The organism is Microbispora sp. NPDC046973 (assembly GCF_040644495.1).
Classification (GTDB): Bacteria; Actinomycetota; Actinomycetes; order Streptosporangiales; family Streptosporangiaceae; genus Microbispora.
Window position 1 is genome coordinate 33,842 of the sequence record NZ_JBEYWQ010000034.1, and the last position, 16,993, is coordinate 50,834.

General features: G+C 71.1%; 18 protein-coding genes. 12 read left to right on the forward strand and 6 right to left on the reverse strand.

Annotation, left to right across the window (positions count from 1 at the left end):
* Positions 1 to 36: 36 nt before the first annotated feature.
* Positions 37 to 564 (forward strand): CGNR zinc finger domain-containing protein, encoded by a 528-nt coding sequence (locus ABZ860_RS36730; protein ID WP_357229589.1) that lies wholly within the window; start codon positions 37 to 39, stop codon positions 562 to 564.
* Between the two features lie 19 nt (positions 565 to 583).
* On the opposite strand, the gene ABZ860_RS36735 is transcribed toward ABZ860_RS36730, so the two are convergent.
* Positions 584 to 898: a S24 family peptidase gene (locus tag ABZ860_RS36735; protein ID WP_357229591.1), complete on the reverse strand. Its 315-nt coding sequence runs from the start codon at positions 896 to 898 to the stop codon at positions 584 to 586.
* A gap of 84 nt (positions 899 to 982) precedes the next feature.
* Between ABZ860_RS36735 and sodN the strand changes: the two genes are divergently transcribed.
* The 3 genes from sodN to ABZ860_RS36750 all read left to right on the forward strand — a co-directional run bounded on the left by sodN (position 983) and on the right by ABZ860_RS36750 (position 2,823).
* Positions 983 to 1,384: a superoxide dismutase, Ni gene (sodN, locus tag ABZ860_RS36740; RefSeq protein WP_139580370.1), complete on the forward strand. Its 402-nt coding sequence runs from the start codon at positions 983 to 985 to the stop codon at positions 1,382 to 1,384.
* Between the two features lie 213 nt (positions 1,385 to 1,597).
* A complete protein-coding gene (locus tag ABZ860_RS36745) occupies positions 1,598 to 2,023 on the forward strand; it encodes an ATP-binding protein (protein WP_079316287.1) in 426 nt (141 codons plus the stop codon).
* Positions 2,023 to 2,823, forward strand: a complete 801-nt coding sequence (locus ABZ860_RS36750; RefSeq protein ID WP_030511447.1) for an RNA polymerase sigma factor SigF — start codon at positions 2,023 to 2,025, stop codon at positions 2,821 to 2,823. The genes ABZ860_RS36745 and ABZ860_RS36750 overlap by 1 nt, the downstream gene beginning before the upstream one ends.
* A 139-nt stretch (positions 2,824 to 2,962) precedes the next feature.
* Here ABZ860_RS36750 and ABZ860_RS36755 read toward each other — a convergent pair whose 3' ends face one another.
* Positions 2,963 to 3,364, reverse strand: a complete 402-nt coding sequence (locus ABZ860_RS36755) for a hypothetical protein (RefSeq protein ID WP_357229593.1) — start codon at positions 3,362 to 3,364, stop codon at positions 2,963 to 2,965.
* 298 nt (positions 3,365 to 3,662) lie between these two features.
* On the opposite strand from ABZ860_RS36755, the gene ABZ860_RS36760 reads away from it, so the two are divergent.
* On the forward strand, positions 3,663 to 4,655 hold the full coding sequence (locus tag ABZ860_RS36760) for a diacylglycerol kinase family protein (RefSeq protein WP_357229595.1): 993 nt from the start codon (positions 3,663 to 3,665) through the stop codon (positions 4,653 to 4,655).
* Between the two features lie 287 nt (positions 4,656 to 4,942).
* On the forward strand, positions 4,943 to 5,197 hold the full coding sequence (locus ABZ860_RS36765) for a WhiB family transcriptional regulator (protein ID WP_357229597.1): 255 nt from the start codon (positions 4,943 to 4,945) through the stop codon (positions 5,195 to 5,197).
* A 280-nt stretch (positions 5,198 to 5,477) separates the two neighbouring features.
* Here ABZ860_RS36765 and ABZ860_RS36770 read toward each other — a convergent pair whose 3' ends face one another.
* Entirely contained in the window at positions 5,478 to 6,941 is a 1,464-nt protein-coding gene (locus ABZ860_RS36770; protein ID WP_357229599.1) for a PAS domain-containing sensor histidine kinase, read from the reverse strand.
* Between the two features lie 68 nt (positions 6,942 to 7,009).
* Here ABZ860_RS36770 and ABZ860_RS36775 point away from each other — a divergent pair, with 68 nt between their 5' ends.
* From ABZ860_RS36775 to ABZ860_RS36795, 5 genes are all read left to right on the forward strand, one after another.
* Entirely contained in the window at positions 7,010 to 8,197 is a 1,188-nt protein-coding gene (locus tag ABZ860_RS36775) for an 8-amino-7-oxononanoate synthase (protein WP_357229601.1), read from the forward strand.
* Complete coding sequence (locus tag ABZ860_RS36780; RefSeq protein WP_142565677.1) at positions 8,194 to 8,922, forward strand: GntR family transcriptional regulator; 729 nt, start codon at positions 8,194 to 8,196, stop codon at positions 8,920 to 8,922. Before ABZ860_RS36775 ends, ABZ860_RS36780 begins: the two co-directional genes overlap by 4 nt.
* A 276-nt stretch (positions 8,923 to 9,198) precedes the next feature.
* Entirely contained in the window at positions 9,199 to 9,921 is a 723-nt protein-coding gene (gene bioD, locus ABZ860_RS36785; protein WP_357229603.1) for a dethiobiotin synthase, read from the forward strand.
* A gap of 34 nt (positions 9,922 to 9,955) precedes the next feature.
* Positions 9,956 to 10,954, forward strand: coding sequence for a biotin synthase BioB (gene bioB / locus ABZ860_RS36790; protein ID WP_357229605.1), 999 nt, complete (start codon positions 9,956 to 9,958; stop codon positions 10,952 to 10,954).
* Positions 10,955 to 11,111: 157 nt separating this feature from the next.
* Positions 11,112 to 12,758: an acetolactate synthase gene (locus ABZ860_RS36795; RefSeq protein ID WP_357229607.1), complete on the forward strand. Its 1,647-nt coding sequence runs from the start codon at positions 11,112 to 11,114 to the stop codon at positions 12,756 to 12,758.
* Between the two features lie 54 nt (positions 12,759 to 12,812).
* Here the strand turns inward: ABZ860_RS36795 and ABZ860_RS36800 are convergent, their stop codons facing one another.
* Positions 12,813 to 14,528 (reverse strand): serine/threonine-protein kinase, encoded by a 1,716-nt coding sequence (locus tag ABZ860_RS36800; RefSeq protein WP_357229609.1) that lies wholly within the window; start codon positions 14,526 to 14,528, stop codon positions 12,813 to 12,815.
* A 491-nt stretch (positions 14,529 to 15,019) separates the two neighbouring features.
* On the opposite strand from ABZ860_RS36800, the gene ABZ860_RS36805 reads away from it, so the two are divergent.
* Positions 15,020 to 15,397 (forward strand): hotdog domain-containing protein, encoded by a 378-nt coding sequence (locus ABZ860_RS36805; protein ID WP_357229611.1) that lies wholly within the window; start codon positions 15,020 to 15,022, stop codon positions 15,395 to 15,397.
* 14 nt (positions 15,398 to 15,411) lie between these two features.
* On the opposite strand, the gene ABZ860_RS36810 is transcribed toward ABZ860_RS36805, so the two are convergent.
* Together ABZ860_RS36810 and ABZ860_RS36815 are read right to left on the reverse strand one after the other, a co-directional pair.
* On the reverse strand, positions 15,412 to 15,624 hold the full coding sequence (locus ABZ860_RS36810) for a biotin/lipoyl-binding carrier protein (RefSeq protein ID WP_357229613.1): 213 nt from the start codon (positions 15,622 to 15,624) through the stop codon (positions 15,412 to 15,414).
* A gap of 31 nt (positions 15,625 to 15,655) precedes the next feature.
* Positions 15,656 to 16,990, reverse strand: coding sequence for a biotin carboxylase N-terminal domain-containing protein (locus tag ABZ860_RS36815; protein WP_357229615.1), 1,335 nt, complete (start codon positions 16,988 to 16,990; stop codon positions 15,656 to 15,658).
* Positions 16,991 to 16,993 lie beyond the last annotated feature (3 nt).

Consider the following 16,993-nt stretch of genomic DNA (forward strand, 5'->3'; position numbering starts at 1 on the left):
CTTTGCCGGTGATCTCTTACGTACTTGGGCGCCCCAGTGGACTTGACGTCTTACGCCGAGCTGGCCGTTCAGCTGGTCAACATGGGCGACGAACTCAAAAACCCTTTCTCCCTGCGAGCCCTGCTGGAGGAGACGGGCCGTACGGAGGCGGCAGCCCGCCTCACCCGTCGTGACATCGACGCGCTGTGCGAGCTGCGCGACGAGCTCGCGGAGGTCTTCGCGTCGGCCGCCGAGGGCGACGACGTGGACGTGGTCGAGCGGCTCAACGGGCTGCTGGTCCGCCATCCCGTGCATCCCCAGATCTCGGGGCACGACGGGCAGCCCTGGCACCTGCACCTGACCGAGGGCGGCCGGGTCGCCGACGCCCTCGCGGTCGGGTCGGTCATGGGCCTGGCCAGCGTCGTGACCCGGCTCGGCGTGGACCGGCTCGGCATCTGCCAGGCGACGCCGTGCCGCAACGCCTACCTCGACACCTCCTCCAACCGGTCGCGCCGCTACTGCTCGGAGCGGTGCGCCAGCCGGGCCAACGTGGCCGCCTACCGGGCGCGCAAGCGGGGCGCCTGACAGGGCCGGGCCGGCCTGGTCAGGCGGCCGGAGCGGGGAAGCGCAGCGCGGGCCTTGGCCAGTAGCGCAGCACGACCCTGCCCACGACGTCCTCCTCGGGCACGGCGCCGAAGTCCCAGCTGTCGCGGCGCCCGGGGGCCGACTGGTTGTCGCTCTCCAGCCACCAGCCGTCGCCCGTGAGCCGGAAGGCCCGCTTGACGATCAGCCCGTGCGGCCGCCTGGCGACCACCAGGTCGCCCGGGCGGACAGGGGCGCCGAGCCGTACCAGCAGCCAGTCTCCGGGCCGCAACGCGGGCAGCATCGAATCGCCGGAGACACACACGGCGGTGAGCACATCCCCCTCCGCACAGTGATTTCGAGACGAGTAAGGTCGGTCCTGGAACAGTGCTGTCACCAGCATTCCTAAGGAAGGATTCCGATGCTCGCACGACTGCTGCGACCCCGGCACGAGGTGTCCGCCCACTGCGACCTGCCGTGCGGGGTCTACGACCCGGCGCAGGCCCGCATCGAGGCCGAGTCGGTGAAGGCGATCATTAAGAAGTACGCCGACAACGACGACCCGGTCTTCAGGACCCGCGCGCTGATCATCAAGGAACAGCGGGCCGAGCTGGTCAAGCATCACCTGTGGGTGCTCTGGACCGACTACTTCAAGCCCCCGCACCTCGAGCAGTACCCGCAGCTCCACCAGCTCTTCTGGGACGCCACGAAGCTCGCCGGCGCCGCCGGAGCCAAGGGCACCGTCGACCCCTCCCTGGCCGACGACCTCCTCGCGAAGATCGACGAGATCGCCAAGATCTTCTGGGAGACCAAGGCCGCCTGAGCCGCGGGATCTCAGGCCCCGCACGGCCTCCACGGTCGCGCGGGGCCAGATCATCCCAAGGCCCATACAAACTCCATATTCGGTAGTACGGAATTTACGTGCAGTTACCTCCAAGGATCGCCACAATGAGCGCGTCCAGCCGGGGCAGCACCGCGCGAGTGGCGGTAGGTTGCAGTCAGCGGCACTCAGCCGGCTGAAGGGGCGAGGAGGAACGTGACCGAGGAAACCGAGACGCCTGCGGTGGATCTGACCGGGATTCGCGATGCTGTGAGTGTCCGGCTGCCCGCCGTGAGCGCCTACCTGTCCGTGCTGCGCACGGCAACCGCCGGGCTCGCCGCACGGCTCGACTTCACCCTCGACCAGATCGAGGACCTGCGCATCGCCGTCGACGAGGCGTGCGCCATGTTGCTGCGGCACGCCGTGCCCGGAACGGACCTCCTCGCGGAGTTCGAACTCACGGGCCAGGAGATGACGGTTCGCGTCGAGGTCAACACGCTCGGAGTCAGCTCGCCCAACCGGGAGGACTTCGCCTGGATGGTGCTGACCGCGCTGGCCGACGACGTGGACGCCATCTCCGACCACGCCGACCACCTGGCGATCGTGCTGCGTAAGCGCCGGAGCACGGCGAGGCCGTCGTGATGACGGAAAGGACGAGTGCGATGACCTCCGGCGACTCGGCGGTGCCGGACCGCGTACGCGCGCGCACACTCTTCGCCGAGCTGTCGGAGCTCCCGCCGGACGACCCGAGGCGCCAGCGCATCCGCGACGAGCTGGTCGAGCTTCACCTGCCACTGGTGGAGTACCTGGCCCGCCGCTTCCGCAACCGGGGCGAGTGGCTCGACGACCTCACGCAGGTCGCCACGATCGGACTGATCAAGTCGATCGACCGTTTCGACCTCGCACGCGGCGTGGAGTTCTCCACGTACGCCACGCCGACCATCGTCGGCGAGATCAAACGGCACTTCCGCGACAAGGGCTGGGCGGTCCGCGTGCCGCGCCGGCTTCAGGAGCTGAAGCTCTCGCTCACGAAGGCGATAAGCGAACTGTCGCAGCGGGAGAGCCGCGCGCCCACGGTCGCCGAGCTCGCCGTCCACCTGGGCATGAGCGAGGAGGAGGTCCTGGAGGGTCTGGAGTCGGCCAACGCCTACTCCACCGTGTCGCTCGACGCGCCGGACTCCGGCGACGACGACGCTCCCGCCGTGTCCGACTCGCTCGGCATCGTGGACGAGTCGCTGGAGGGTGTGGAGTATCGCGAGTCGCTCAAGCCGCTGCTCGAGCGCCTGCCTCCGCGTGAGAAGCGCATCCTGCTGCTGCGTTTCTTCGGCAACATGACGCAGTCGCAGATCGCCACAGAGCTGGGGATCTCGCAGATGCACGTGTCCCGGCTGCTCGCCAGGACCCTGGCCCAGCTCCGCGAGGGCCTCACCGCAGAGGACTGATCGTCCGGCCGCACGGCCCGGAACGATCGGAGACGGACGACCGCGACGCCGCGCTCCCCCCGGCGGCGCCCGGTCAGTGTCGACGCCCGCACCGACTGTCAGCGTCGGCGCCTGCACCAGTCTCTACGCCGGTGTCCACTCAGCGCGCGCCGTCCTCGCCCATGAGGGCGTGGGTGGAGGCCGGCGCGAGCAACGCGACCAGGGCGACCGCCGCCGCGGCGATAAGCGGGACGCCGAACGCGTACTGCGCGGACTGGATGAGGCTGATCGCCACAGGAAGCGCGAATATCTGCGTCACCACGGCCGGGCCCCGGGTCCAGCGCAGCACCTGCCAGACGCCCCAGGCCACCCAGAGCAGCAGGGCGCCGCCGAGCACGCCGAACCCGGCCACCGCAATGCTGGTGACCATGTCGGTGGGTTCGCCGATCACGGTCTCGACCGCGACATAACCGCCCAGGGCGAGGGCGAGCAGGCCCTCCGCGCCCAGGATGGCGGCGGCCACGGTCAGTGTGCCGGGGCGGCCGACGGAACTGCTGATCACGCGCCCAACCCTACCCGCAGGCACACGCGCCTTCTCGGGTGCCTCGACCGACAAGATCCGCCCGTACGGCGCGGTGTCCAGAGTGGTGCATCGCAAGGCGGAGGAGGAGCTCGTAGCGGAGCTACGAACGATCTTCCCGGGCCCCGCGGAAAGTCCGAGCTTGCGAGGAGTTTTCGTGGGTGGGGCGACAACGTAGCGAGGTGCCGCTCTGGGCGACGCGACGGGGCGAAGGTCGGAGGGAGAGGCACGAGGAGGCGTCACCCGACACGAGCGGTAAACCGTTCGTTAACCTTCAGGCATGCGGGCACTCCTCCTCGTCAATCCCAAGGCGACCTCGACGCACCGGCGCACCCGGGACGTGCTGATCCGGGCGCTCGGCGCCGCCGTCGACCTGTCGGTCGAGGAGACCGCCTACCGCGGCCACGCGACCGCGCTCGCGGCCACCGCGCACGCCAAGGGCTTCGACGCGGTGGCGGTCCTCGGCGGCGACGGCACGATCAACGAGACCGTCAACGGCCTGCTCGACGCCCGGCCCGGCGGCGGCGCGAGCGAACGGCCCGCGCTCATCGTGATCCCCGGAGGCAGCGCCAACGTCTTCGCCCGCGCACTCGGGCTGCCCAACAACCCGGTCGAGGCGACCGGCGCCGTCCTGGAGGCGCTACGCGAAGGACGCCGCCGGATTATCGGATTGGGACAGGCGATTTGGCACGATGAGGTTTCGGGTCCGGACCCGGGGGCAGATGCGCCACCTGACCAGAAGAGGTCCAGATATTTCACATTTTGTGCTGGGCTGGGATACGACGCCGAGGTCGTCCGAGCCGTGGAGGGCCTGCGGAGCGCGGGGCATCGCGCGCTGCCCGCTCTCTACGTGAACACGACGGTCCGCCACTTCTTCGTGACGGACCGGCAGCGGCCGGCGATCCGGCTGACACGTCCCGGCCGGCCGACAGAGGATGGGATCTTCATGGCGATCGTGTCCAACACGTCGCCGTGGACATACGCCGGCACACGTCCGATCAACCCGACGCCGTGGGCCGGTTTCGAGACGGGGCTCGACATGCTCGGGCTCCGGAAGATGAGCCTGCCGACCGTGCTCACGCTCGCCCGGCAGATCATCGGCGAACACCGGGGATTGCCGCGCGGTAAACACCTCGTTCAGCTCCATGACGAGGCCGAGTTCACCCTCCACGCCTCCCGCCCGGTCGCCTTCCAGCTCGACGGCGACTATCTGGGAGAACACGAGTGGGTGATCTTCCGCGCTATCCCGGACGCGTTACAAGTCCTCGTCTAGCCTGTTACATGTAGTCATAGTGTGACGCATCCGACAGCCACGACGGGCAAAACCTTGTCCCAAACCTCTTGTGTGGTGTTGGAACGGCTGAAAAGCTGAACTACGACGTCGGAACGTAGGACCTTTACGGAGACCACCGCCTCCGTGAGGAGCCCCGGCGATCACGCGGACGAGCCCCGGCCCCCACCCAGGATCCGGGTGATCGTTCGCATCAGCTAGTGAAAGAGTTCACAAAGTTGACGGCCAGAGGAGCCACGGAGGCTCCACTTTACGAAGGAGTGGAACGCATGGACTGGCGCCACCGCGCTGCCTGCCGTGACGTGGACCCCGAACTGTTCTTCCCGATCGGGAACACTGGTCCGGCGCTCATGCAGATCGAAGAGGCCAAGCAGGTATGCCGGCGATGCACGGTCGCCGATTCTTGTCTCAAGTGGGCCCTCGAGTCGGGTCAGGACGCCGGAGTCTGGGGCGGGCTCAGCGAGGATGAGCGTCGCGCCCTCAAGCGCCGTACGGCTCGCGCCCGCGCCCGCGCCGCCGTCTGACTCCCCCGCCACACGCGAACGCCTTCGGTGAATGCCTGCCATGGCATTCACCGATTCGCGGGGCGCCGGAGCCCGGCCGAGACGGCCGCGTAGCCTCCCGCCCATAGGGCCGTCTGTCCACCAACGCATCGCGTCCACTATGGCATCCCCCACACCGGTCTCGCACAGCGGGACCCCCTGTGGAGCCTTGCGCGATGCCCGGGCCGGCGCGGGAGACAGGGGCCCCGGCGATCGAGGCCCCTGAGATCGAGGCCCCTGAGATCGAGCCTCCCGCGGGGGCTCAGCCCGACTGCACCGGGATGCTGAGACTGACCTCGGTGCCCCCGCTCTCTCTCCTGGACACGCCCAGGCGGCCCGACAGTTCGCCGACGACCAGCGTGCGGACGATCTGAAGGCCGAGGCTTCCCGTGGCCTCCAGGTCGAAGTCCTCGGGCAGGCCCTTGCCGTCATCGGCCACCGCGAACTCCAGCCGGTCGGCGTCTCGGGAGACGACGATCTGGACGTTCCCGGAGCAGTGGGCGAACCCGTGCTCGACCGCGTTCTGCAGCAGCTCGGTCAGCACCATGGCGATGGGGGTCGCGACCGCGGCGGGCAGCACGCCGAAGCTGCCGACCCGCTTGATCGCCACCTGCGCGAGCGCCACCTCCGCCGTCATCGCGATGACCCGGTCGGCGATGTCGTCGAACTCGACCATCTCCTCCGGCATCTGGGCGAGGATCTCGTGGACGATCGCGATCGAGCCGACCCGCCGTACGGCCTCGTTCAGCGCCTCCTGGCCCTCCGGGTTGTTCAGCCGGCGCGCCTGGAGCCGCAGCAGCGCGGCCACGGTCTGCAGGTTGTTCTTGACCCGGTGGTGGATCTCGCGGATCGTCGCGTCCTTGGTGAGCAGTTCCCGCTCGCGCCTCCGCAGCTCGGTCACGTCGCGGATCAGCACCAGCGCGCCGATGCGGCCACCACCGACGATCAGCGGGATCGCCCGTAGCTGCACGACCGTTCCGCCGTTCTCCACCTCGGTCTCCCGGGGGGCCCGTCCGCTGGCGACGACCATCAGGTCCTCGTTGATCGGCTCGTCGGAGTAGCACAGGTCGGCGGTCGTCTTCCCCAGGTCCGCGCCCACGAGATCGGCGTGCAGGCCGAGCCTGCGATAGGCCGACAGCGCGTTGGGCGAGGCGTAGGTGACCCGTCCGGCCTTGTCCAGGCGGAGCAGGCCGTCGCCCACCCGGGGCGACCTGACCAGGATCGGCTCCTCCTCCGCGAAGGGGAACCTGCCCTCGGCCACCATCTGCGCCAGATCGGACGCGCTCTGGAGGTAGGTCAGCTCCAGGCGCGACGGAGTGCGCGCCGACGACAGGTTGGTCGAGCGCTGGATGACCCCGATGATCGGGCCGTCCTTGCCGCGCCGTACGGGGATCGTCTCCTCGCGCACCGGCACGCCGCTGGACCAGTCGGGGTCGCCCTCCCTGCAGATGCGGTGCTCGGTCCAGGCCACGTCGATCAGCGGCCGCTCCCCCATGGCGATGGACGCGCCCACGACGTCGTCGTGGTAGACGGTGGGGCCGGTCGTGGGCCGCATCTGGGCCACCGCCACCCACCTCGTGCCGCCCTGGTCGGGAACCCACAGTATGAGGTCGGCGAACGACAGATCGGCGAGCAGCTGCCAGTCCGAGACCAGCGAGTGGATCCAGTCGACGCCGGCGGAATCGAGTGCGGTGTGGCGCGACACCAGGTCGCTGAGAGTCGGCACGAGTGCATGATGCGCCGCCGTCCGGGTCGAAAGCGAATCGACCATCGCCACCTGGCAAGATGCACCTCATGACAGGGCCGTTGGACAGACTGCGCGCGGCCGCCGCCGAGCGGGAGGCCGCCGGCCTGCGCCGCGTCCTTCGCCCGCGCACGCCCGACCACGACGGCCTGCTCGACCTGGCCTCCAACGACTATCTGGGGCTCGCGCGGGACGAGCGGATCGTCGAGGCGGCCGTACGGGCCACCCGGGAGTGGGGGGCGGGCTCGACGGGCTCGCGTCTGGTCACCGGCTCCACCCGGCTCCACGCCGAGCTGGAGGACCGGCTCGCCGCGTTCACCGGAGCGGCCCGGGCCCTGGTGTTCTCCTCGGGCTACCTCGCCAACCTCGCCGCGGTCGCCGCCCTCGGACGGGGCGGCCTGATCGTCTCGGACGCCGGCAACCACGCCTCGATCGTGGACGCCTGCCGGCTGTCACGGGCGCGGGTCGTGGTCACGCCGCACGGGGACGCGGAGGCGGTGGACAGGGCCCTGGCCGAGCGCGCCGAGGAGCACGCCCTCGTCGTCACCGACGCCGTCTTCTCCGTCGACGGCGACCTCGCGCCGCTGCGCGCCCTGCACGAGGCGGCCGTACGGCACGGCGCGCTGCTGGTGGTGGACGAGGCCCACGCGCTCGGCGTGGTGGGCGACCACGGCAGGGGCGCGGTGCACGCGGCGGGCCTCGCCGGATGTGCCGACGTTGTGAGAACCGTCACGTTGTCGAAGTCCCTGGGCTCCCAGGGCGGCGCCGTCCTGGGAGCTCCCGAGATGATCGGCACGCTCGTGGACACCGGCCGGTCGTTCATCTTCGACACCGGCCTCGCACCGGCCTGCGCCGGCGCCGCCCTGGCCGCCCTCGACATCCTGGAGAGCACTTCTGACCTGCCCGGACGCGCCCGGCAGCGAGCCGGGGAACTGGCCGCGCTGACCCGCGAGCTCGGCCTGGAGACGGCCGATCCGGCGGCCGCCGTGGTGCCGGTCGTGCTCGGCTCGCCCAGGCTCGCCCTGTCAGCGGGAGCCCTGTGTGCGGAACTCGGGGTCCGCGTGGGATGCTTCCGCCCACCATCGGTGCCTCGGGGCCGGTCCTGTCTGCGGTTGACCGCGAGGGCCGATCTGAGGTCCGATGATCTCGCGGTGGTCCGGGGTGCGCTCACCGCTGTGGCCGAGTTGACGACATCGCCCGAGCTGGGCGATGTGGCCGAGTTGAGGGTGGACAGGTGACGGAGCACAGCGAGGACTCTCCCCGGGTTCCGAAGTACTACGACGTGAAGCGCAGCCTTCTGGAGCTCACCAAGAGCCTGCCCGCGGGCAGCGCGCTCCCGCCCGAGCGCGCCCTGGCGGTGCGCTTCGAGACCTCCCGGACGACGGTCCGGCAGGCGCTGTCGGAGCTCGTGGTCGAGGGGAGGCTGCTGCGCATCCAGGGCAAGGGCACGTTCGTCGCCCAGCCCAAGGTCGCCCAGGTCCTGCAGCTCACCTCCTACACGGGTGACCTGCGCACGGTCGGCCTGGAGCCGGACACCAAGATCCTCGACATCAGCTACATCACCGCCGACGAGGCGCTCGGGCGGCGGCTGGCCATCAACCCCGGTGGCCGGGTCCTGCGGATCCACCGCCTGCGCCTGGCCAACGGCGAGCCGATGTCCATCGACACCACGCACCTGTCCGCCCGCCGGTTCCCGCGCCTGCGGCGCGAGCTGGAGGTGCACTCCTCCCTGTACGAGACCCTGCACAACGCCTACAACGTGCGGCTGACCGACGCCGAGGAGGTCATAGAGACCGTCCTCGCCACGCCGTACGACGCGCAGGTGCTGGGCGTGGACGTCGGCCTGCCCATGCTGCTGCTGACCCGGCACGCCTTCGACGCCGACGGCAACCCCGTCGAGTACGCCCAGTCGCTCTACCGCGGCGACCGCTACAAGTTCGTCACCCGCCTCCGCCGCCCCTGAGCGGAAATCCGAGCGAGCCGAGGGGCCGCGCCGCCAATCTGGACTGAGGAGCGCGCGGGAGCTGCGAGGGGCGCGGCCGTGATCTGGACTGAGGAGCGCGCGGGAGCGAAGCGACCAAGCGCGACGAGGGAAGACACGGCCTAAAGGCGCCCCGAGCAGCCAAGCGGAGCGAGGCGAAGAAACACAGCGACCAAGCGCGACGAGGGAAGTGCCTACGGCGCGCCTCCGGCACGACCTGGCGGGTATAAGCGCCCCGAGAGCGAAGCGGGAAACACAGTGAGCATTCTTGTTGTGACCGGGACGGACACCGGGGTTGGCAAGACGGTGGTGACGGCCGCACTCGCCGTCCTGGCCAGGGCGCGGGGCGCGACGGTCGCGGTGGTGAAGCCGGCGCAGACCGGGGTGGCGGCCGGCGAGCCCGGAGACCTCGACGAGGTGATCCGCCTGTCGGGGGTGACCACGACCTTCGAGATGACGCGGTATCCCGATCCGCTCTCCCCCGCCGCGGCGGCCCGGGTCTCCGGCATGCCGCCGCTGTCGCTCGCGTCGGCGGCGGCCAGGATCGAGGAGCTGGCCGAGTCGCACCGGCTGGTGCTCGTCGAGGGCGCCGGGGGCCTGCTGGTCCGCTACGACGAGGAGGGCGGCACGCTCGCGGATCTGGCGCGGCGGCTGCACGCCCCCGTCCTCGTGGTGGCGCGCGCCGCGCTGGGCACGCTCAATCACACGGCGCTGACGCTCGAGGCCATGGCGGGCCGGGGCCTCGACCTGGCGGGCCTGGTGATCGGGTCCTGGCCGGCCGATCCGGGGCTCGCCGAGCGGTCGAACGTCGCGGACCTGGAGATGCTCGCCGCCCGGCCGCTGTCGGGCGCGCTGCCGGAGGGCGCGGGCGCGCTCGGCCGGGATGCGTTCGCCCGCGCCGCCCGCGCCGGACTGACTCCCGCGCTCGGCGGCATGTTCGACCCGGCCGGATTCCGCTCGACCCTTAAGCTGCCCCTGTGACAGGAGTGCCGCCGAGGACCGACGGGAGTGCCGCGTGAAGACCGACATCCTGGAGATCGCCCGCGTTCAGGTTCTGGACGAGGGCAGGGGCCTCGACGCGGCCCAGGCGCTCGAGTGCCTGACGCTGCCGGACGAGCGCCTGCCCGACCTGCTCGCACTGGCGCACGAGGTGCGGATGAAGTGGTGCGGTCCCGAGGTCGAGGTGGAGGGGATCGTCTCGCTCAAGACCGGCGGCTGCCCCGAGGACTGCCACTTCTGCTCGCAGTCCGGCCAGTTCTCCTCCCCGGTGCGCGCGGCCTGGCTCGACATCCCCTCGCTCGTCCGGGCGGCCGTCGAGACGGCCGCGACCGGGGCGACGGAGTTCTGTATCGTCGCGGCCGTACGCGGACCCGACAGGCGGCTGATGGACCAGGTCCACGAGGGCGTGAAGGCGATCCGCGAGGCGGTCGACATCAACGTGGCCTGCTCGCTCGGCATGCTCACCCAGGCGCAGGTGGACGAACTGGCCGAGATGGGGGTCCACCGCTACAACCACAACCTCGAGACCGCCCGGTCGCACTTCCCCCGCGTGGTCACCACCCACACCTGGGAGGAGCGCTGGGACACCTGCCTCATGGTCCGGGAGGCGGGCATGGAGTTGTGCTGCGGCGGCATCGTCGGCATGGGAGAGACCCTGGAGCAGCGGGCCGAGTTCGCCGCCCAGCTGGGTGAGCTGGAGCCCGACGAGGTGCCGCTCAACTTCCTCAACCCCCGCCCGGGCACGCCGTTCGCCGACCAGCCGCTCGTCGAGGGCACCGAGGCGCTGAAGACGATCGGCACGTTCCGCCTCGCCCTGCCGCGTACGATCCTGCGGTACGCCGGGGGCCGCGAGCTGACCCTGGGCGACCTCGGCACGAGGGACGGCATGCTGGGCGGCGTCAACGCCATCATCGTCGGCAACTACCTGACCACTCTGGGCCGTGCGCCCGAGCGCGATCTGGAGCTGCTCGCCGACCTGAAGATGCCCGTCAAGGCGCTCTCCCAGACCCTCTGAGGCCGTCGGCGAACGATCGGCTGGAATCCCAGCCTGCGGGGGCGGAGTAGCCGCGACGACACCGGGCATCAGCGGGAGTGACCGAGGTTCTCCTGTGGCTGGAGGGCATTGGCCGCCCATCTGTTCCGGTAAGTGACCGACTGGTAGGTTTCACTCTATGGAGTCCCCCAAACACGCAGGCGACATCGCCGTCGCCGTCTCCCAGGCCTACGGCGTGGAAACGATGTTCACGTTGTCCGGTGGGCACGTCTTCCCCTTGTACGACGGGGCCGTCCATCAGAACATGCGCATTCTCGATGTGCGCCACGAGCAGAGCGCGGTGTTCGCGGCCGAGGCGACGGCCCGGCTGACCCGCAAGCCCGGCCTCGCCGTGCTCACGGCCGGCCCCGGCGTCACCAACGGCGTCTCGGGAGTCGCCACCGCCCACTTCAACGGCTCCCCGGTCGTCGTGCTCGGCGGACGTGCTCCGCGCTCACGCTGGGGCGCCGGCGCCCTGCAGGAGATGGACCATCCGCCGCTGTTCGAGCCCATCACCAAGCTCGCCTTCACCGGATCGGGCGCGGACTCCATCGGGCAGGACGTCGAGATGGCCTTCAGGACCGCCCTGGCCCCGCATCGCGGCCCGGTGTTCCTGGACGTCCACATGGACGACCTGTTCTCCCCGTCGCCCGAGTACGTCTCGGAGACGCTGACCCCGTCGCCGCTGGAGCCCGACCCCGAGGCGCTCGCCGGCATCGCTCGGCTGCTCGCCGAGGCCGAGCGCCCGGTGCTGGTGCTCGGCTCGGACGTGTGGATGGAGCGCGCCGAGGAGGCCGCGCGGGACTTCGCCGAGGAGTGGCGCCTGCCCGTCGTCCCCAACGGCCAGGGCCGGGGCGTCCTGCCCGCCGGGCACGAGCTGCTGGTCACCCGCGCCCGGGGCGTCGCCTTCGGCCAGGCCGACCTCGTCATCGTGGTCGGCACCCCCCTCGACTTCCGGCTCGCGTACGGCTGGTTCGGCGGCAAGGAGGGCGCGCCGCTCGCCAGGGTCGTCCACATCGCCGACGCGCCCTCCCAGCTCGCGACGCACACCGGCCTGTCCGGGTCGGCCGCGGGCGACCTGTCGGTCATCTTCTGGGGGCTGTCGGCGGCCTGCGGGACCGCCGGGGTGAACCCCAAGGCGTACGAGCCGTGGGTGAGCAGGCTGGGCGAGGCCGCGGCGGCGGCGACCGCCGGTGACGCGGCCCTGCTGGAGTCGGACGCCGACCCGATCCACCCGATGCGCATCTACGGCGAGCTCAACAAGGTGCTCGCCGACGACGCGGTCGTCATCGGCGACGGCGGCGACTTCGTCTCCTACGCCGGAAAGTACGTCGAGCCGCGCAGGCCCGGCAACTGGCTCGACCCCGGCCCGTACGGCTGTCTCGGCACCGGGCTCGGCTACTCCATCGCGGCGCGTCTGGCCAGGCCGTCGTCGCAGGTCGTGCTGCTGCTCGGCGACGGCGCCGCGGGCTTTTCGCTGATGGACGTCGACACGCTGGTCCGCCACCGCATGCCGGTCGTCATGATCTGCGGCAACAACGGCATGTGGGGCCTGGAAAAGCACCCCATGCAGATGCTGTACGGCTACGACGTGGCGGCCGAGCTCCAGCCGCAGTGCCGCTACGACCAGGTCGTCACCGCGCTCGGCGGCGGCGGTGAGCTCGTCACGTCGCCGGGCGAGATCGGCCCGGCGCTGCGCCGCGCCTTCGACTCCGGCGTGCCCTATCTGGTGAACATCGCCACCGACCCGGCGATCGCCTACCCGCGGAACACGACCGGAGTGTGACCGCGGGCGGAGCCCCGCGTACGTCCGTCGCGCGGGGCTCCGGTCCGGCGGGCCTCAGGACGATGCGGGAGAGCGGGTCGCGGCCGGGCTGGGCGACGGAGTTGGCGAGGGGGGCGGGCAGTCCTTCTTCACGGTGAACGTGACCGCCGTGCCCTCCTTGACGAGCGTGTTCGCCGCCGGCTTCTGGCTGACGACCGTCCCCTTGCACTCCCCCTCGCCGTCGTAGACGGGTTTCGGGGTGAGACCCAGCATGTTGAGCCGCGCCAGCGCGGAGCTCTCGGGCAGGTCCTTGAGCTGAGGCACCTTGACCATGCCCTTGGTCGAGCTCGGCGAGGGCGTCGGCGAGGCGGTGCGGCTCGGCGACGGGCTGGGAGTCGGGCTCGGCGTGGGACTCGGCTTCGTCTTGGTCGGGCTCGGCCGCGACACCGGCACGTCCTGGGAGGGCCTCGCGGGGGGCCGCGAGTAGGTCCGCGTGGGCGACGGTGTCGGCGGGTCGGTGGTGTGCACCGTCAGGGACGGAGCGGGCGACTCCGGGGTCGTGGACCCCGCCGAGGCCATGTTGATGCCGAGGACGGCCAGGCCGCCGACGACCGCGAACCCCGCCACGCCGGCCGCGACCGGCATCCCCCGGCCTTTCCTGGACCGCTGCGCCGCGCGCCGGGCCGTACGGGAGCCCTGCTGCGGGGAGGCGACGGTCGCCGGCGGCACGGCCGGGGCGTCGTTCCAGGACTCTCGCGTGACGCGGTAGGTCGCACCGGTGGCCGGGACGGCCTCCGGCCCGCCCGGGTAGGGACCTGCCTGGGTGGCCGGGCCCGTGGGCGGAGGCGGCGCCCCCATGCCCGTGGCGGTCGGGCCCCCGGTGACGCCCTGCGGGCCGTAGCCCCCTCCGGCGATGCCCTGCGGGCCGTACGCGGCCGCGGCGTCCGGGACCGCCGTGCCGGGCATTCCGACACCGGGCGGCAGCACCGACTGCCGGGCGGCCTGGCTCATGGCGGCGGCGGACGGCCAGCGGCGGGCAGGGTCCTTCGACATGGCCCGTTCGACGATGGCCCGGACGGCGGGCGGCACGTCCGGCGGCAGCGGCGGCGGCTCCTCGCGGATGTGCTTGAGCGCGATCGTCACCGGCGAGTCGCCGTCGAAGGGACGTTGCCCGGCCAGGCACTCGTACGCCACCACGCCCAGCGCGTAGATGTCGACGGCGGGCGTGACCGGAGCGCCCTCGGCCTGCTCCGGCGCGCAGTAGGCCGCGGTGCCGAGCACCATTCCGGCGTCGGTGAGGCGGCTGCCCTGGTCGGCGCGGGCGATCCCGAAGTCGGTCAGCACCAGCGTGCCGTCGGACCGCACCAGCAGGTTGCCCGGTTTGACGTCCCGGTGCACGATCCCCCGCTCGTGCACGGCCTGGAGGGCGGAGGCCGCCTGCGCGATGAGCTCCATCGCGGGCTCGGCGCCGATGCGCCCGAGGCGCATCAGCAGGCGGTCGAGCGGCTCGCCGTCGACGAACCGCATGACCAGGTACGCGGTGGAGCCGTCGCCGGGGACCTCGGTGACCCCGTAGTCGTAGACGTCGACGACGCCGGGGTGGTTCACGGTCGCCATCGCGCGGGCCTCGCCCTGGAAGCGGACGGCGAATCCGGGGTCGTCGAGACGACCGGGGAGAAGCACCTTGACGGCGACGGTGCGGGCGAGGACAGTGTCCTCACCACGCCATACCTCGCCCATGCCCCCGGCGCCGAGCCGGGCGTCCAACCGGTAACGCCCAGCCAGGGTCATGCCTTGGGCCACCATTTGCGCCCCGTACCCCCTAAGTCAAATCGACCCCCGAAGGTGTCCAACAAAGCAGGTTCGTGTCGCGGGCAGATAACGACAAGTTCACGGAACCCTGTACGCGCAAGGGATCCAGGCTCGGGGGATCGAAGGTCGAGCCTACCTGTTACCCGCCCGTACTACCGTGCACCGAGCACCGAGCCGTCCAGTTCGTGGGCGTGACCTGGACGACCATGCGGCGGCGGCAGTGCGGGCAGTAACGCGGTGGCTCCATCGCCCTGGCGGCCAGGCAGGCCGCGTGATCACCGTTCCCGGCCGGACGGCCGCAGTGATCGCAGTAGAGGTCCACAGTGCACCACCCTAACCGCTGCCCGCCTCCGCCGCCGGGAAAGCATCATGGAGTCCCCGCTGCCAACTAAGACGCTTCCGGGCCCCTTTTAGTTGCCTCGCGGTCTCCACAGGCGTCCGCGGAATGACGAGCCAATAGGCTGACCCGCATGAGTGTTGCTCCAGGTCTGCGCGCCGAGGTCCTCATCATGGTGGAGCGCGAGGACACGGCGATCCGGGTCGGCAGCGGCGACGTGCCGGTGCTGGGCACGCCGCGGCTGCTGTCGTTCGCCGAGGGAGCCACGGTCAAGGCCGTCCAGCATCACCTGGAGCCGGGGCAGACCACGGTGGGGACCAGGGTGCTGCTCGAGCACCGTCTGCCCAGCCCGGTCGGGATGCACGTCGAGATCGGCGTCGAGCTCACGGAGGTGGACGGCAGGCGGCTCGTCTTCTCGGTCAGGGCCGTCGACAAGACCGGGGCCCTGGTCGCCACGGGCACGATCGAGCGGGTCGTCGTCGACCGGGAACGGTTCCTGTCCCGTCTCTGAACACCCGGCCCGCTCTACTCGATGACGGCGATGACGTCTCCTTCCTGGACGACGTCGCCCTCCTGCACGTGAAGCTTCGAGACGGTCCCGGCGTCCTCGGCGAGGACGGGGATCTCCATCTTCATCGACTCCAGGATCACAAGGGTGTCGCCCTCCTCGACGGCCTCCCCCTCGCTCACAACGATCTTCCAGACGTTCGCCACCATCTCGGCGCGCACCTCGGCCACGCGGGAACTCCCCTCAACTCAATTCAGCAGATCAGGCTTTTCTCATCCGGGAGACCAGCCCGGTGTCGTAGTCCCCGCTCACGAACTCGGGATGGTCGAGCAACTCGGCGCAGAACGGCAGGTTGTGCTTCGGGCCCTCGATGCGGAACCCGGCGACGGCCTGCCGGCCCCGCTCCAGCGCCTCCTCGCGGGTGGCGCCGACGACGCAGAGCTTGGCCATCAGCGGATCGTAGAACGGCGTGACGGTGTTGCCCGCCGCGTATCCCGAATCGATGCGCACCCCCTCGCCCGCCGGCTCCTCCCATACACCGATCTTGCCAGGGCCGGGCAGGAACCTGCGGGGGTCCTCGGCGTAGACGCGGAACTCGATCGCGTGGCCGCTCACCCGCGGCTCGACGGAGTAGACCTCGCCCGCCGCGACACGGATCTGATGCTCCACGATGTCGAGGCCGGTGACCAGTTCGGTGACGGGGTGCTCCACCTGGAGCCGGGTGTTCATCTCCAGGAAGACGAAGTCCTGGGCGTCCGCGTCCACCAGGCACTCCACCGTGCCCGCGCCGCGGTACGACACGGCCTCCCCGGCCCGTACGGCCGCCGCGAGCATCCGCTCGCGCAGTTCCGGGGTGACGCCGGGGGACGGGCTCTCCTCCACGACCTTCTGGTGGCGCCGCTGGACCGAGCAGTCGCGCTCGCCCAGGGCGACCACGGTGCCGTCGGCGAGTCCGAGGATCTGCACCTCGACGTGCCTGGCCCGCTCGATGTAGCGCTCGAGCAGGATGGCCGGCTCGCCGCCGAAGCGGGCGGCCGCCCGGCAGGCCTGCTCGAACGCCTTGGCCAGCGACTCCTCGTCGCGGGCGACGCCCATGCCGATTCCGCCGCCTCCGCCGGCCGCCTTCACCATCACGGGGAACCCGATCTCCTCGGCGGCTCGCCCGGCCTGCGCGAGGTCGGAGACCGGCTCCCTGGTCCCGGCGGCGACCGGCACACCCGCCGACTCCATCAGGTTGCGGGCGTTGATCTTGTCGCCCATCTGCTCGATGGCCTTGGGGTCCGGGCCGATCCAGACGAGACCGGCGTCGATCACCGCACGGGCGAACGCGGCGTTCTCCGCGAGGAACCCGTATCCGGGGTGGACCGCCCGCGCTCCCGTCGTACGGGCGGCCTGGAGGACCTTGTCGATGTCGAGGTAGCTCTGGGCCGGATTCGCGGGGCCGAGGAGCACGGCGTCGTCGGCCTCACGCACGAACGGCAGATCGGCGTCCGCCTCGGAGTGGACCGCGACGGCGCGCAGCCCCATGCCCCGCACCGTGCGGATGATCCGGCGCGCGATTTCACCACGGTTGGCGACGAGAACTGAGTCGAACACGCA

Coding starts and splice junctions, on each gene's coding strand:
- sodN (WP_139580370.1), top strand. CDS start 983: ATGCTCGCACGACTGCTGCGACCCCGGCACGAGGTGTCCGCCCACTGC.
- ABZ860_RS36750 (WP_030511447.1), top strand. CDS start 2,023: ATGACGGAAAGGACGAGTGCGATGACCTCCGGCGACTCGGCGGTGCCG.
- ABZ860_RS36760 (WP_357229595.1), top strand. CDS start 3,663: ATGCGGGCACTCCTCCTCGTCAATCCCAAGGCGACCTCGACGCACCGG.
- ABZ860_RS36765 (WP_357229597.1), top strand. CDS start 4,943: ATGGACTGGCGCCACCGCGCTGCCTGCCGTGACGTGGACCCCGAACTG.
- ABZ860_RS36775 (WP_357229601.1), top strand. CDS start 7,010: ATGACAGGGCCGTTGGACAGACTGCGCGCGGCCGCCGCCGAGCGGGAG.
- ABZ860_RS36795 (WP_357229607.1), top strand. CDS start 11,112: ATGGAGTCCCCCAAACACGCAGGCGACATCGCCGTCGCCGTCTCCCAG.
- ABZ860_RS36800 (WP_357229609.1), bottom strand. CDS start 14,528: ATGACCCTGGCTGGGCGTTACCGGTTGGACGCCCGGCTCGGCGCCGGG.
- ABZ860_RS36805 (WP_357229611.1), top strand. CDS start 15,020: ATGAGTGTTGCTCCAGGTCTGCGCGCCGAGGTCCTCATCATGGTGGAG.